The organism is Nocardioides lentus (assembly GCF_039529515.1).
Lineage (GTDB): Bacteria > Actinomycetota > Actinomycetes > Propionibacteriales > Nocardioidaceae > Nocardioides > Nocardioides lentus.
This window is the reverse complement of record NZ_BAAAMY010000009.1, coordinates 61,813-75,655: the sequence shown is the minus strand read 5'-3', so window position 1 is coordinate 75,655 and position 13,843 is coordinate 61,813. Positions and strand designations below refer to the sequence as shown.

Below are 13,843 nucleotides of genomic sequence, written 5' to 3'. Positions count from 1 at the left end.
GACACCTCGGTGGCCACCGCTTAGCACAGGTCGTCTCCAGGCAGGAGCGGGTTCTCCCGGCACCCTCGCTCCCATATCGTTCGCGGATGGATCTCGAACAGACGCAGTTGATCGAGATGGGTCGCGAACTCCTGGTCCGCACCGCCGACTGGAAGCCCGCCGGTGTCCTCGAGATCAAGAGCAGCCGCATGAGCAGTCTCGCCCACGGTCCGATCGTCCACGGCCTGGCCAGGCACGGGTTGCGAGCGGGCAGCGCCGCTCTCGACCTTCACGAGCGCGGACTTCACATCGAGGCAATGCCCCTCAGTCGGACGGCTTGGGAGTTCGGCGTAACCGCGATGTGGGTTGCAAACAGTCGAGAGGGCGCCGCAGCTATACATGAGGAAAGCCGGCGCCTTCATACGTACCTGCTCCAGGGCATGCAAGACCTTCCTGGCATAGACCCCTTCGACGTCGCGCAACGAGTCGGAGCGATTTACGGCGACGAGCAGGCAACGAGTGCCAAGAGCCAAGCTCGCCGGTTCCACGACCGATGCCTAGCCCTCGGTCGGATTGGCGAACAGGGGTACACCGTCTACCGCGCAATGTCGGCCTACTGCCACCCATCGATCTTCTTGGTCGACAAGTACCTCGAACCCAGCGACTCCGAGGCGGGCGTGAAACTTCGGCACACGCCGGTGGACACCGAGGCTCGGGCCTGGGTCTACCTGACCGTCATGGCCATGATGTGGGCCGCACGCTCCTTTGACGTCATGACATTCGACCACCCTCATCGTGAGTACTTGCGCCAGTTCGCTCACAGACTCGAAACACCAGTCGACATAGCTCAACTGACGGACGAGGCTAAGCGCGCCGAGGATGCAGCTGAAACTAAGCGCCGACGGGCGAAGTGGAAGGGGCGTCGTCAACGGGGTGGAGACCGCGGCAAGTAGCCATAAGACACCCAGCGATTGGCGGACGACTTCAGGGCTTACAGCTGGCTCGGCGTGAGCCACCGCCCCGTGAATCGAATACCAAAGCGTCGCCGGTCGTAGGTACTAGCGAATCTCCTCGTCCAAGCGGTACAGCAGACTCGTAACCAGCATCAACGCTTGCACGGCATTCCGCCGGTTAAATTGACGAGGACTGACGGTATGGGCTGTGGCGTTTCGACTGAAGGTGTGCGGGATCTTGTCGCCCTCCACGACGAAGAACTGTTGATACGCCTGCCACATCGGAGCGAAAGCGAAGAATTCGCGGACATTGAACTCCTCGTATGCATCCTTGGTCCGAGTGCCTTTCCGGTTTGGTGTGTACTTGACGCGATCCTTGCCGAAGTACGAGGTGACGATCGCATCGACCAGCGAGCCTGCGAGAGCTTGCGCAGCTTCCGGATGTCCACACTCCAGGGCCTTGATTGCCGCGAGCGCGGGATCGCGGAAGGGCTCCGAGGCAGGAGAAGTCATGGCCTTTATCGCGATTCGACAGTCGGCCACAATCGCTTCCCACCGACGGCCGAGGATCACGCGCCGCGCGCTCAAGTTCTCCGCTCTAATTAGAGCGCCTGCAATATCGCGGCGAGGGACGCCATAGAGAGGAATGCCGTCAACCATCACCACCGTTTCAACAGACTCAAAGGTAAGCCCCTCGATGCCTCGCAGATTCGGCGGATAGAACGCGTTGCCGAACGAGGTCAGAGTGGGCTTGAGCGACTGTAGCCAGTGCGCCTGACTGTCAGAAAAGGCCTTCAGCGTCTTGGCGAACGCGTTAGTTTGGCCGAAGTCGAAGCCCTTAGCCAACTGGGCCGATATTGAACTCAAATTGCTCTGGGCAAGAACGGCCCGGTTGAGCACATCCGTGTTGACCACGCCTATCTGCTTAGTTCGAAAGTTCAGCGATTCGAGCATCGGCTTGAAGGAGTTTGCCAACACATCTCGCTGGATCCGGGCGAAACTATCAAAGACACCCGAATCGCGAAGCCTGTCCTGCAATCCAGTCAGATCGGCTCGAAACTGTGGTGTGATTTGATTCCTGATGCGGTCTGCAGTCCGCCGAAGAGCCTCACGCTGCTCGGGGGTGAGCTCTTCGGACTGCTCATCTTCAGGCTGCTCGCCCTCATGATTCTCGCCGTCACTGGCCCCATCCACTTGATCCATGCGAGCAAGTTACGCGGCCCCAATCGCTACCGCCTGTCCGCACGCCGGCCACGCACACACCCCACCTCTGGAGTGGGGTGCTGCGTAGGCGGTCAGCGTCCGTCCTGACCGGACCACGCGCCCACCTTCGCGACGTTCGTCCGTATGCGATCGGCCTTGATGAACCAGGCTGGCGCGTCGAGATGCGGTGGGTGCGGGCTGAGAGTCTGCGGCCGGCGGGATAGTCGCTGGCGTCGTCCGGGCTCGAACGGGGAGGGTGTTGTCTCGTGACTCCCGTTCCAAGCACCCCTGAGAGCGTCATCCAATTCTTGCGGACCGAGTTCGACCGCGGTGACCGTGAGATCGCAGACCAACTAGTCGCTAGCCAGATCGACAAGGACGGCACGTTCACCATCATCTGGACGGCGTACCGCGGCGAGCGCACCTACGGGAAGACGTGGAACATCCAAGAGCTGCACGTCGCGTTCTCACCGAACGACGCCGAGACCCTGGCGGGCGACATCTGGATCGGCGAGATCAACGAGCCAAACGGCGAGGGCCACCGAGACGTCGAGCGCGCACGCAACCTCGTTGACAACCCTGAAGAGGTTCGCTGGCTGGGCTCGCCGCGCCGCTAGCGAAGTCCGCATTCCCTTTCCGGACCGAAGAGCCGCTCGGTGGCGGGTGACGAGATAGCCGGCTTCCCTTACCGTGCGTCCTGTGGCCGCGCAGTGGATCACCCAGGTCGAGGCAGCCCACCGCCTCAACTGCTCTGCCGCGAAGGTCAGAGCACTTCTGGCCCGTGGTGACCTCGAGCGCCGTCCGCCACCCCGCAACCGGGGTATGCCGTCGATCAGCTCTTAGTCCGTCCAGCGCTACCTGCCGATCCTCGAGGAGCAGCGCCGCCAAGCGGCCGAGCGCAAGCGACGCCGCGAGCTGTACCGCAACCCGCCCGACATCGAGCACGCTTGGCTCGACACCGCCGAGGTCGCCGCCCTGTGCCAGCTCAGCCGAAAGTGGGTCATCAAGCAGATCCGGCTGGAGCGGATGCCGGCCACGAGCCACGGTGGTCAGTGGTGGGTCAGGCGCGAGCACGCCGAGGTGGTCGCTGCCGCGCGGGCATTCGCACGGAGAGCAGACAAGATGCAGGACCCCGGGCAGGATGCGTCGGCATGAAGGAAGCTGACGTCCAGGCCGCGTTCGAGGCCTACCTGCTCGAGCGAGGCTGGGACATCCAGACCGACGACGGCGACACCGCTGACGTGCGAGCCAAGCGCGGCGCCGAGGTCAAGGGCGTCACCAGCTCGCCCGGGCTCGACATGGACACCGGCTACGGGCAGCTCCTGCGGTGCATGTCGCGCCACCCGGAGGCCACTCAGTTCGCGCTCGTGGTTCCGGAGCGGCTGTGCAGCGCTGTCGAGCGGGTGTCACCCGACATCAGACGCCGGCTCGACCTCGACGTCATCGTGGTGGACGATCTCGGGGGCGTCAGGTCAGTCGAGACTGGAGGATCGGAGGGCAAGGCGTGAGTGGCAAAGCGTGGGCAGCGCTGATCGGGTTCGTAATGGTCGCCCTCGTGGGACTAGCGATCGCCTATTACCGGGCGGGTGGCGAGACCAGCTGGCCGTTCATCGGCCTGATGGCCTTCGCGGCCGTCTGGCTGCCTCTCCAGGTGTGGGGCAAACGCAGAATGCGGGCTCGGTTAGAACGCATTGAGCGTGAGGGATGAGCACGCGGTCGGGTCGGTGGTACGCGCCGCGGATGCGCACGTCAAAGGGCGAGGACAGGAGTCGCCGCGCGTCGCTGTGGTGGGGAGTTGGAGGTTCCGTGTTCCTCGTTATCGCCGTCGCCTTACTAGTTGCGGAAGACGACGGGGGCTTCGCCTTGGTGGCGCGGTGGATGACGGTGATCGGTCTGGGCGGCATTACCTACCAGCACCTCGCCCACGCCTACTTCAATACAGGGGCGCGAAGTGACAGCCCTGAGGCCGACGTGTGAACCAGCGCCAGTCAAAAGAAGCGCTGCACCACTAGGTCTTGATCACCGAGTCGTCGACGTCCAACGCCGAACCGGAAACAGAAAGCCAGCACGCCCAGACCCGCGGCGGTGACCCCCGCAATCACCAGCGCTGACACCGGCACCCGAACCTCGATGTCTCGGTCGAACAGCGGCAGCAGGAGACCGCCTAGGAAGAACCAGGGCATCACCCACCAGAACGGCGCGAGCCACATCGCCCTACGCCGGTCAGGGGCAAAGCGGCGGTCGATGACGGTGTCAATGCCGATCAGCAGCAACACCGTGACAGCCGCACCAAGCAGTTGCAGCCAGATGTTTAGATCGCCCACGAGCATGCTGGCACGAGAGCATCCGTCAAAACTCGCAGGCAGCGCACCCCGGCCAGCATGGGGTCCGACCGGGGTGCGTGAAGATCATACTCAAGGTGCTGTGCAAGTAGTCGCCACGCTCATCCGACCACCCGCCCGGCCTCCGAAGCGGCCATCTCGTCACGATCAAAGAGGGTCTGGTCGACCACCCGTGCAGCCGCCGCCTCCGCGATCAGCTCGACCTCAGCTGGACCCCACGGCGTGTTGAGGGTGCCGCGCACGATCCCGCCCTGCTGAACGACAACTACACGCTCACGCGTGCCCCCGCTGGAGCGCTGCGCGGCCTGCATCGCCTGACGTTCGTGCGCGTAGCGGTCCTGGTTCATGCTGTTGAAGGCCGCGGTCATGTCAGGGCCGCGGCTGAGGTTGCGGATCTCCTCGCGGGACTTGGATCGCTGGGCGGCGATCTCCCGGACCGGCTCCATTCCGGGTAGGGCTGGCGTGGTGGGAATCGCCATGGCGTTGAGCTGGGAGATGAAGTCCTCGCCGTACTTGCGCACGGCCGGGGCCTGGAGCACCCATTCGCCGGAAGAGGTGGGCGTGAGGATGTTGTCCGAGCGCTCCGTGCCGGGACCGACCACCGGACCGCCGTACGCGCGCGGCAGGCCCGTCGCCGCACCGATCCCGACGCCGACTCGGACCTCACGGCGGATAGTCGTGATCGTGTGCGTCGTCGAGGACGTCGCGTGGTAGCCGTCGGCGGTCTGAAGCTGCCCGATCAGCGCCGCGAGAGCGCCGCTGGCCTGACCGGTATTCGCGTTGACGTTCGGGGTGGGTCGCATCCGTCCCGTAGTGGTCAGCAGGCCCTGGATGTCGCGGATGCCGGTCTTGGCGGCGGCGGCCTGCAAGGTCATCAGGGTCCGGACCTCGCGGGGTGTGAGGTCGTAGGCCTTCGCCAGGATCCTGACTTCCTGCTGTGACTTGGGGATGCCGGAGGTCTCGATCCGGGTCTGCAGCTCCTCGGGCATCCTGTCGTAGACGCTGCGCAGCCGGCGGGCCTGGCCCTCGGCGATCTTCAGGCCCGAGGAGTCGACCTCGATGTCGTAGGACTGACCTGAGCCGCGGCGCAGCTCGCGGTTGATGTCGGCGATCAGCCGCCCGGCCTTGGGGAACTCATCGGCCACCTGGCGCAGATCCTGGCGGGCGTTCTCCAGGAACCGGTTCCGGTCGGCGCCCTTGAGGTTCTTGGCGTAGTCGATCGCGGCCTGCCCGGCACTGAGAAGCTGCTGGGTGTTTGCGCGGCCTGCCTCGGTGTTGACGTTGAAGGTGTTGCCGTTCTCGGTCAGGGACGCGTCGAGGTCGTCCATCGCGGCCTTGTAGTCGACCAGCGCGCCCTGCTCGGCCAGCACCCCCTCGAGTCGGCTGGTGGCGTCGATGAAGTCGAGCACGCTGGAGGTGGCCCCGGTGATGGAGCGGCTCGCGGTGTCGAAGGGCTGCCCAAGGGCATCACCCAGGCCGTCGGGGTTGCCGAGGGCCTGCATCTCGCGGTTGGAGGCCGCGAGGTCGTCACGGGCATCAGAGAGGCCGTAGCCGATGATGTCGGACAGGCCGGCCTTGGCGCCGGCCAGGAGGTCACCGGACAGCAGTTGACGGGTCTGGTCGCCGAAGCCGCCGAAGAAGTCATCGTGCAGCTTGCCCTGTTCGCGCAGCAGGTCCGCGGCGCGGGAGTAGGCGTCGGTCTCCCCGGCGAAGTCCTGACGCGCCGCAGCGGCTGAGAGGTCGTTCATGGACTGCTCCAGGTCGGCGTTCGCGGCCCGCAAGTCCAAGACCGCACCGAACGCGGCATCGACGATGAAGCCCTTGATCCCCGCGATGGAGCCCATGAGGCCGCCGGCCGCGGTCGAGGAGGACGGTTCTGTCTTGGGATCCGTGTCCGTCACAGACCGGGGGCGCCTCGCGGCACCACCCCGTCCCGTCGCCGTCGCGCTGATCCGACGTCGCCGTGGCGGAGGACCGGGCGCCTGCCTCGGGGGGGATGAGGGGGGCCCGGCCCGACCGTGCACATCACCCCGGGGGTGGGTGCACGCCGGAGAAGTACCCGGGCGGTCGTCGACGGACTCCCCCCGGATCGACCGGTGCGCGAGCGGCCTGCGGCTGACCGGTCGAACGGGGGCACTGGTCGACGGGCATCGGCGATCGACCGCGCCACGACGATGCCGGGCAGGTCACGGCGTGACGCCACCTCGGGGAGGGGTGTGGCCGCATCGTCCTCGCCGACACCGCGCACCACCGCACCCTGACCGCGCGTGGGCCACCGACCGACCCCTCACCGCATCGGGGGGCAGGACCGCCCGCCCCTCGACCGCTAGTGGCCGCCGCTGAGGTTCAGGACGACGACCCCACTGATCACCAGGCCGATCCCCAGCCCGGTCTGCCAGGTGACCGGATCACCGAGGACCGTCACGGCGACGGCGACGACCAGGACGGTCCCGATCCCGCTCCACAGTGCGTAGGTGACACCGACCGGAAGCTCTTGGACGACCCTGCTCAACAGGAGGAAGGCCACCGCGTAGCTCCCGAGGCAGCCGACGGTGGGCCAGAGGCGGGAGAACCCCTCCGTCGACCGCAGGAGCGACGTCCCGAGCACCTCGAGCACGATCGCGCCGAGCAACCAGAGGTAGACCACGGCCCCATCCTCGCCGTGGTGACGGGCCGGGGTCACGGGGCGCGACGGCGCGTGCGCATCCGCACGTTCTTGACCGCCCGTTCGTGAACGATTGTTCTCGAATCATGGGTCGGCCACGCCTGGCGCGGTCCCGGCCTGCACCTCCCGGGCACGCCGTCCAGGGCCTTCCACGCCGACGGCTCCCGACAGTCCTGGAACGTCTCGGGGCACGACCGGACCGTCGTCATCACCCTCGACCCCTCACAGCGGGACGAGCGTCTCGTCGTCACCGTCGACGACCCGCAGCGGACCGCCGACACCATCAACCGCGCGGTCGGGACGCACTGAGGGTGCCGTCCGCCCGACGCACAGCGCACCCCGGCCCCGCATGGGGTCGCGGCCGGGGTGCGTGAAGGTGAGACTACTGCACGATCCAACCTTGGCCACGCGAACGGTCCTGCCCGTGGACCGGGAGGCTGGGTACCTGGCGGCATGACCTCCACAACCTGGACCGCGGCGGCGGCGATGGCCCTGACCCTGCTGGTGGCCGGCTGCTCGGCCGAGACGGGCCCCCAGTCGAGCGCCGACCGCGGGACCGAGGCCGACTCCGACGGGGGCGCGAGCGTCTTCCCCGACTGCAGCGAGGTGTGGGTCGCGGGCAACGAGCTGCCGGTCGACTACCGCGGCTGCCTCGACGAGGACGGCACGGAGGTCACCCCCGACGTCATCAACTGCGGCACGATCGGCGAGGAGTTCGCGACCTTCGACGACAGCTACTTCGGCTTCCTCGGCGGCGAGGTCGGCGAGGGCTCCTCCGAGAGCGACGCGTACGCCGAGGCGTACGGGGAGTGCACCGACAACTAGTCGCCGCGGGTCATGATGAGCCCGTGACCGCCGGTCCCCCGACACCACCGCGCACGGGCGACTCCCACGAGGACGACGTCGCCCGGCCCGCGGCCGCGCTGGAGCGACGCCGCGCCGCCCTCGCCGGCGAGTGGGCCCGCACCAGCGGGGACGACCGCGGCCGGATCGTGGCGGTGGGCCAGGAGAACTTCCACCGGTGGCTCTTCACCCACCTGCGAGGGTGGCGGCAGCTCGACTCGACACGCCACGGCGGTCCTCGTCCCACGCCGGACCTCCCCAGCTCGCTGGCCCACAACCGCCGGTCGGTCCAGCGTGGTCTGAGGATGACGAGCGTGTTCGCCGCCGAGGGTCTGCCCCCCGGCCTCGTGGACCTCCTGGCGGAGCAGGACCTCGGCTACCGCGTCGCCCACGCCCCGCTCGACATGAAGATCGTCGACGGCTCCCAGGTCCTGCTCGAGGGGCCCACGATCGACGGCGAGCGGTCGATCATGCTCGCCGAGGACCGGGTCAGCCTCGCGCTCGCCCACACGTACTGGTCCGTCCTGCTGCGCGGCTCGCGGCCGGCGGACGACCTCGTCGGGCTCCGCGAGGTGCTGCGCGGGGCGACCTCCCGACAGCACGCCGTGCTCGGCCTGCTCGCCCGCGACGCGACCGACCGGCAGGTGGCCGAGGTGCTGGGCGTCAGCCTCCGCACCGTCGGCACCGAGGTCGCCGCGATCAAGAGGCTCCTCGGGGTCTCCACCCGTTTCGCCGCCGGCCTCGAGCTGGGCCGGCTGCTGCGCGCGGTCGAGGCGTCCGACCCCTCGCCCTCGCTTCGGGGGTGACCCGGGCCGGTCCGCGAGGCACACTGGCCCGCGTGACCGGGACGGGGGCCGACGACGCCACCCGGGTCCGGCACGGCCGCGAGATCACCGAGGCCGCGGCCGCGCTGTGGTCCCGGCAGCACCAGCTCGCGACCCGGTACGCCGCGACCGAGGCCGACGACGGCGGCGGGGTGGTGGTCGTCGGGGCCGCCGAGGAGTTCACGGCCTGGCTCTTCGACCGCTCCCCGACCTGGCGCACGCTGCACTCGGTCCGGGTGACGGGCGAGAGCGAGAACCCCGACATCCTCCCGGCCGCCATGCGCAACAACCGCCGGATCGTCGACGACGGGCTCCAGATGGTCAGCGTGTTTGCGGAGGACCACTGCGGCCCCGACGTGCTCGACCTGCTGGCCTCCCAGCCGATCCCCTACCTGCTCGCCCCGGTCCCCGCCCTGAACCTCAAGGTCGTCGACGGGGGTGCCGTGCTGCTCGAGGGGCCCCGGGTCGACGGCCACCGCTCGCTGATGTCGGTCCACGACCAGACCTCGATGTCGCTGGCCCGCCGCTACTGGCGGGCAGTCCTGCGCGCGTCACGCAGCGCCCGGGAGGCCGCCGAGGGACGGGCGCCCGTGGTCCCGGGGCTCACGCCGCGCCAACGCGCCGTCCTCGCGCTGCTCGCCCGCGACGTCTCCGACGAGCAGGCCGCCGAAGTCCTCGACATCAGCGTCCGCACGCTGCGCTCGGAGGTGGCCGCGGTCAAGACGCTGCTGGGCGTGTCCAGCCGCTTCGCCGCCGGTCTCGAGCTCGGACGACGGATGGCCGCGGCGCGGGCCGTGCCCGCCGCCCCCGGGCGCCCCGGCCGCTGAGCCCGTCCCGGACAGGCGGGCGGGCGCCGCGCCGACGGCGGCGGAGTTGCAGGAACCTGCAACTCCGACCCACGCCCTCTGTTGAGCCGTCAACATGGAGCCCGTCCGGGGCGTCCCGTACGGGGGCGGTGACGGGTCGGACCGCGGTGCACCCTCGGGGGTCGGACCGTCCCCCTCGGCATGGGGAGGGGGACGGTCCCCGCACGCGCGGGCTTCCTCAGCTCAGGACGTCCTTGCGCGCGAACAGCACGTACGACGCGCCCACCAGCAGGAGCGCCCACCCGAGCGACCACGTCGCCCCGGTCGCCAGCGGCGCGTAGTCGACGTCCGACGTCAGCACCCCGGCCCAGGCGAACTGGAAGTGCGTGGGCAGGGCCTCCCGCAGGTCGCCGAGCGCGTCGATGGTGTCCAGGATGCTCGACACGATGGTCACCAGCACCGCGCTGCCGACCGCGCCCAGCGGGGCGTCGGTGATCGTGCCGACCAGGAACGACAGCCCGGCGACGAAGAACAGGTTCACGAACAGGTAGGCCACCGCGATCGCGAGCCGCGGCCAGAAGTCCGCCCACCCGATGGTCTCCCCGGCGAGCCCGCGGTAGGGCTCGGTGCCGTAGGCGACGAGGCCGACCAGCAGGGTCCACAGCGGCAGCACGACCAGCGCCACCAGCGTCGTCAGCGACGCCGCGGCCAGCTTGACCGTCAGCAGCCGCCCCCGCGGCACCGGCGCCGTCAGCAGGTAGCGCAGCGACGACCACGAGGCCTCCGAGGGCACGGCGTCGCCGTGGAACAGGGCCGCGAGCACCACCAGCAGGAAACCGGTCGAGGCGAACAGCGTGAAGACCACGAGGTTGGGGGCGCCCGTCTGCGCGAGGTCGACGAACGACGCGCCGCCCCCGTCCGAGCCCCCGTCTCCGAGCGCGAACGCCCCCACCAGCAGCAGGGGCAGGAGCAGGAGGAAGAGGAACGACAGCCGCGTCCGGCGACGACCGAGCTGGCGCCGCAGCTCGGCCCTCAGCGGCAGCGCCCGTGAGGCGGCCGGAGCCGTGCCCCGCGCGCTCATCGCGCCGCCCCCGCGTCCGACCCGCCCGCGCCCGACGCCGGCAGCTGCGCCGGCTCACCGCCGCCGACCAGACCCATGAAGACCTCCTCCAGCTGACGCCGGCCGTCGAGCCCGGCCACGGCGTACCCCTCGCGCACCAGCGCCTCGACGAGCCGCGGACGCCGCACCGGCCCCTCGACCCTCACCTGGTCGGACCCGACCGCCTCGGCGGACTCCACCCCCGTGAGTCCCGAGAGCAGGCGGGCGGCGCCGACGGGGTCGCCCCCCTCGAGGGTCACCAGCGTCGAGCCCGTCGCCTGCACCAGGTCCTCGACGGCGCCGCTGAGCACGACCCGGCCACGGTGCATCACCACGACGTGGCTGCAGGTCTGCTCGACCTCGCCCAGCAGGTGGCTGGAGACCACCACGGTGCGACCGCCCTCCGCGTAGCGCCGCAGCACGCCGCGCAGCCCCCGGATCTGGGGCGGGTCGAGGCCGTTGGTCGGCTCGTCGAGCAGCAGCAGGTCCGGCGTGCCGAGCATCGCCTGCGCGATCCCCAGCCGCTGCTCCATGCCGTGGCTGTAGGAGCGCACCGGCCGGTCGACCGCGCCGCCCAGGTCGGCGACCGCCAGCACCTCGTCGAGGTTGGCGTCCGCCCGCGGGCGTCCGGTGGCCTCCCAGTAGGCCTCGAGGTTCTGCCGACCCGTGAGGTGCGGCAAGAAGCCCGGCCCCTCGATCAGCGCCCCGACCTCCCCCAGCACTCTCGAGCCGGCGCCGACCTCGCGACCGAGCACCCGCACCGTGCCGGCGTCGGCCGAGATCAGGCCGACCAGCATCCGCATCGTCGTCGTCTTGCCGGCCCCGTTGGGCCCCAGGAGGCCGACGACCTGGCCGCGCTCGGCGCGCCACGAGACGCCGTCGACGGCGCGGAAGCCGTTGCTGTACTCCTTGACCAGCCCGTCCACGACGAGCGGTACGTCCGCGCTCGCGGGGTCCGGGTCGCTGTCGGCGCGGCTGCGGGCCCGCGCCGCGCCCCACGCGGCCAGGGCCACCGCGGCCAGGAGCAGCAGCCCGACCGTGACCAGCAGCGGCTGGGGCACCAGCCCGCCGGCCGAGTCGACGGCCGTGGTCCGCGGCGTGGGCAGGGTCAGGTTCTCGTCACCGGCGAGCGCGACCGTGTAGGCGCGCGGGTCGCTCGGCACGGCGTACGCCTGGTCGGTGCTGGCGACCACGAGCCGCAGCGACTGGCCCGGCTCCACCCGGTAGGTCGAGGCGGGCAGCTGCACCCGGACCAGGTCCTCGGAGGTGGGCACGGCCAGCGGCGAGACCAGCAACCGCGGCAGGCTCGCCGTGCCGTCCTCGCCCACCAGCCACAGCGAGGCGAACAGGGTGGCGTCCGACGCGGTCGAGCGGACCGTCAGGTCCACCGTCGGGGCCCCGACCACCGTGAGCGTCTCGGCCTGCGGGCGCGACTCGAACACCGCGGTGGCGCCGGGCAGCGCGGCCAGGGCGTAGCCCTGCCCCAGCCCCCCGGCCAGGTCGAGCCCCGCGCTCAGGCCCGGCAGCGAGGTCAGCGCGGCCGGGCGGCCGCCCGGCGGCGAGACGACGGGCTGCGGGTCGCCGAGCAGCTTGACCTCGGTGGTCGCCGGGTCGAGCAGCTCGTCGAGGTCGGTGGCCCGCTGCTCCACCTCGTCCTCGCGCAGCTGCGGCGGCGGCAGGGTCAGCTCGACCTCGCCACCGTCCTGGCCGCCGGCGGGCGGCGCGTCGTCGCCGAGGTGGGTGCCGAACCAGTCGAGCGCCGGCTCCACGAGGTCGCCGCCGTCGCCGACCCCGGTCAGTCCGCCCGCGTCGTGTCCGCCCTCGAACCAGCGGACGTCGACCTCGACGCCCTCGTCGCGCAGCAGCGAGCCGGTGCGGGTGGACTGCTCGAGCCCGAACAGCGAGTCGCGGGTGCCCTGCACCAGCAGGGTCGGCGCGGTGTAGCCGCGCACCGCTGCCGGCGTGAGCGAGGAGCGCGCGAGCAGCCGTCGTCCGTCCGTCGTGAGCCCCTGCCCGGTCGCGGCACCGCGGTAGAGCCGGCAGACCGCCGGCGCGAAGCGACCGCACAGCAGCTCGTCGACCGCCTCGTCGGCCCCGTCGGGGATCTCGCCGAGGGGGTCCACCGGCACCCCGGCGTCGCCGGTCGCGCCGTCGTCGGCCGGTGCGGACCCGCCGGCCCCGGCGGGTCCGGTCCCGAGACCGGCGCCGTAGAGCAGCGAGGCCCACTGCTGCTTGAACACCCCGGTGGGACGGTCGCCGTAGGGCACCGGCGAGGCGCTCTGCGGGAACAGCGCCTGCTCGAGGTCGCTCCACGTGATCGCCGGCACGGCCGCGTCGATCCGGTCGTCGTACGCCGCACCGAGCAGCGCCGCTCCCCCGCCGTACGACGCGCCGGCGATGCCGACCACGGGGTCGCCGTCACCGTCCAGCCGTACGTCGTCGCGCGCGGCCAGCGCGTCCACGAGTCGCGAGACGTCGTCGATCTCCCACGCGGGGTCGTCCAGGTGGATCCGGCCGCCGGACCCGCCGAAGCCGCGCGCGGTCCAGGTCATCGCGACGTAGCCGGCCCCGGCCATGCGGCGCGCGGAGTCGGCGAGGTCGTCCTTGCTGCCGCCGAAGCCGTGGGCCAGCAGCACCGCCGGGCGCCGCCCGTCGGCGTCGGCACCGGGCACCGTCGCGTCGGGGGTGAACACCGACACGTCGAGGGTGGTCGGTCCCTGGCCGGGCTCCGGTCGCCCCCGGACCTCGCCCGGGGTCTCGCTCACGGCGTCGACCGCCGCGTCGTCGCCGGTGAGGGCCACGGCGGTGCCGGCGACCGCGGCGAGCAACGCGACCGTCAGCAGGCCGGCGACCAGCCTGCCGGGCCGGCCCGGCCGCAGGCCCAGCCGGTCGCGCATCCGGTCGTGCAGGGACCGTCGACCGGCGCTACGCGTCAAGCGGCCGCGCGTCCGGATCGAGGTTCATCACGATCATCTCGACCTCGCGCGCGTCGTCGGGCCCGGTCTCGACGCTCAGCAGGTCGGCGCCGTCCGGGCCCTCCCCCGTCCGGAGGGTCGCCGACCGTCCGCCGCGCTCGAGCTCGCCGGCCGCGTCGCGGGCGGCCGCGTCGTTCGACATCACGAAGTCCAT

Annotated in this window: 15 protein-coding genes; 8 read left to right on the top strand and 7 right to left on the bottom strand. The window is 70.5% G+C overall.

Annotated features, from left to right (window positions below; genetic code table 11):
• Window positions 1–86 precede the first annotated feature (86 nt).
• On the top strand, window positions 87–932 hold the full coding sequence (locus tag ABD158_RS16385) for a hypothetical protein (protein ID WP_344008677.1): 846 nt from the start codon (window positions 87–89) through the stop codon (window positions 930–932).
• 105 nt (window positions 933–1,037) lie between these two features.
• Here the strand turns inward: ABD158_RS16385 and ABD158_RS16380 are convergent, their stop codons facing one another.
• Window positions 1,038–2,135, bottom strand: a complete 1,098-nt coding sequence (locus ABD158_RS16380; RefSeq protein WP_344008676.1) for a hypothetical protein — start codon at window positions 2,133–2,135, stop codon at window positions 1,038–1,040.
• A gap of 308 nt (window positions 2,136–2,443) precedes the next feature.
• Here ABD158_RS16380 and ABD158_RS16375 point away from each other — a divergent pair, with 308 nt between their 5' ends.
• From ABD158_RS16375 to ABD158_RS16365, 4 genes are all read left to right on the top strand, one after another.
• Window positions 2,444–2,752, top strand: a complete 309-nt coding sequence (locus tag ABD158_RS16375; protein WP_344008675.1) for a hypothetical protein — start codon at window positions 2,444–2,446, stop codon at window positions 2,750–2,752.
• A 241-nt stretch (window positions 2,753–2,993) separates the two neighbouring features.
• Window positions 2,994–3,290 (top strand): helix-turn-helix domain-containing protein, encoded by a 297-nt coding sequence (locus ABD158_RS19285; protein ID WP_425573223.1) that lies wholly within the window; start codon window positions 2,994–2,996, stop codon window positions 3,288–3,290.
• Window positions 3,287–3,643: a hypothetical protein gene (locus ABD158_RS16370; protein WP_344008674.1), complete on the top strand. Its 357-nt coding sequence runs from the start codon at window positions 3,287–3,289 to the stop codon at window positions 3,641–3,643. Before ABD158_RS19285 ends, ABD158_RS16370 begins: the two co-directional genes overlap by 4 nt.
• A 298-nt stretch (window positions 3,644–3,941) precedes the next feature.
• On the top strand, window positions 3,942–4,112 hold the full coding sequence (locus ABD158_RS16365) for a hypothetical protein (protein WP_344008673.1): 171 nt from the start codon (window positions 3,942–3,944) through the stop codon (window positions 4,110–4,112).
• A gap of 11 nt (window positions 4,113–4,123) precedes the next feature.
• Here ABD158_RS16365 and ABD158_RS16360 read toward each other — a convergent pair whose 3' ends face one another.
• The 3 genes from ABD158_RS16360 to ABD158_RS16350 form a co-directional block, all read right to left on the bottom strand.
• A complete protein-coding gene (locus tag ABD158_RS16360) occupies window positions 4,124–4,465 on the bottom strand; it encodes a hypothetical protein (RefSeq protein WP_344008672.1) in 342 nt (113 codons plus the stop codon).
• A gap of 113 nt (window positions 4,466–4,578) precedes the next feature.
• Entirely contained in the window at window positions 4,579–6,378 is a 1,800-nt protein-coding gene (locus ABD158_RS16355) for a hypothetical protein (RefSeq protein WP_344008671.1), read from the bottom strand.
• 425 nt (window positions 6,379–6,803) lie between these two features.
• A complete protein-coding gene (locus tag ABD158_RS16350; RefSeq protein ID WP_344008670.1) occupies window positions 6,804–7,124 on the bottom strand; it encodes a DMT family transporter in 321 nt (106 codons plus the stop codon).
• 471 nt (window positions 7,125–7,595) lie between these two features.
• Between ABD158_RS16350 and ABD158_RS16345 the strand changes: the two genes are divergently transcribed.
• From ABD158_RS16345 to ABD158_RS16335, 3 genes are read left to right on the top strand one after another with little or no spacing between them, the layout of a single operon-like run.
• Window positions 7,596–7,967, top strand: coding sequence for a hypothetical protein (locus tag ABD158_RS16345; RefSeq protein WP_344008669.1), 372 nt, complete (start codon window positions 7,596–7,598; stop codon window positions 7,965–7,967).
• Between the two features lie 23 nt (window positions 7,968–7,990).
• Window positions 7,991–8,791, top strand: coding sequence for a helix-turn-helix transcriptional regulator (locus ABD158_RS16340; RefSeq protein ID WP_344008667.1), 801 nt, complete (start codon window positions 7,991–7,993; stop codon window positions 8,789–8,791).
• A gap of 32 nt (window positions 8,792–8,823) precedes the next feature.
• A complete protein-coding gene (locus tag ABD158_RS16335; protein ID WP_344008666.1) occupies window positions 8,824–9,636 on the top strand; it encodes a helix-turn-helix transcriptional regulator in 813 nt (270 codons plus the stop codon).
• A 217-nt stretch (window positions 9,637–9,853) separates the two neighbouring features.
• Here the strand turns inward: ABD158_RS16335 and ABD158_RS16330 are convergent, their stop codons facing one another.
• The 3 genes from ABD158_RS16330 to ABD158_RS16320 are packed head-to-tail and all read right to left on the bottom strand — an operon-like array spanning window position 9,854 to window position 13,843.
• Window positions 9,854–10,696, bottom strand: coding sequence for an ABC transporter permease (locus ABD158_RS16330; RefSeq protein WP_344008665.1), 843 nt, complete (start codon window positions 10,694–10,696; stop codon window positions 9,854–9,856).
• Window positions 10,693–13,611 carry an ATP-binding cassette domain-containing protein gene (locus tag ABD158_RS16325; RefSeq protein ID WP_344008664.1) on the bottom strand — a complete coding sequence of 973 codons (2,919 nt, stop codon included), beginning with the start codon at window positions 13,609–13,611 and terminating at the stop codon, window positions 10,693–10,695. The genes ABD158_RS16330 and ABD158_RS16325 overlap by 4 nt, the downstream gene beginning before the upstream one ends.
• Before the next feature lie 28 nt (window positions 13,612–13,639).
• Window positions 13,640–13,843 (bottom strand): hypothetical protein, encoded by a 204-nt coding sequence (locus tag ABD158_RS16320; protein ID WP_344008663.1) that lies wholly within the window; start codon window positions 13,841–13,843, stop codon window positions 13,640–13,642.

Coding starts and splice junctions, on each gene's coding strand:
- ABD158_RS16385 (WP_344008677.1), top strand. CDS start 87: ATGGATCTCGAACAGACGCAGTTGATCGAGATGGGTCGCGAACTCCTG.
- ABD158_RS16380 (WP_344008676.1), bottom strand. CDS start 2,135: ATGGATCAAGTGGATGGGGCCAGTGACGGCGAGAATCATGAGGGCGAG.
- ABD158_RS16370 (WP_344008674.1), top strand. CDS start 3,287: ATGAAGGAAGCTGACGTCCAGGCCGCGTTCGAGGCCTACCTGCTCGAG.
- ABD158_RS16360 (WP_344008672.1), bottom strand. CDS start 4,465: ATGCTCGTGGGCGATCTAAACATCTGGCTGCAACTGCTTGGTGCGGCT.
- ABD158_RS16345 (WP_344008669.1), top strand. CDS start 7,596: ATGACCTCCACAACCTGGACCGCGGCGGCGGCGATGGCCCTGACCCTG.
- ABD158_RS16330 (WP_344008665.1), bottom strand. CDS start 10,696: ATGAGCGCGCGGGGCACGGCTCCGGCCGCCTCACGGGCGCTGCCGCTG.
- ABD158_RS16325 (WP_344008664.1), bottom strand. CDS start 13,611: ATGCGCGACCGGCTGGGCCTGCGGCCGGGCCGGCCCGGCAGGCTGGTC.
- ABD158_RS16320 (WP_344008663.1), bottom strand. CDS start 13,843: ATGGACTTCGTGATGTCGAACGACGCGGCCGCCCGCGACGCGGCCGGC.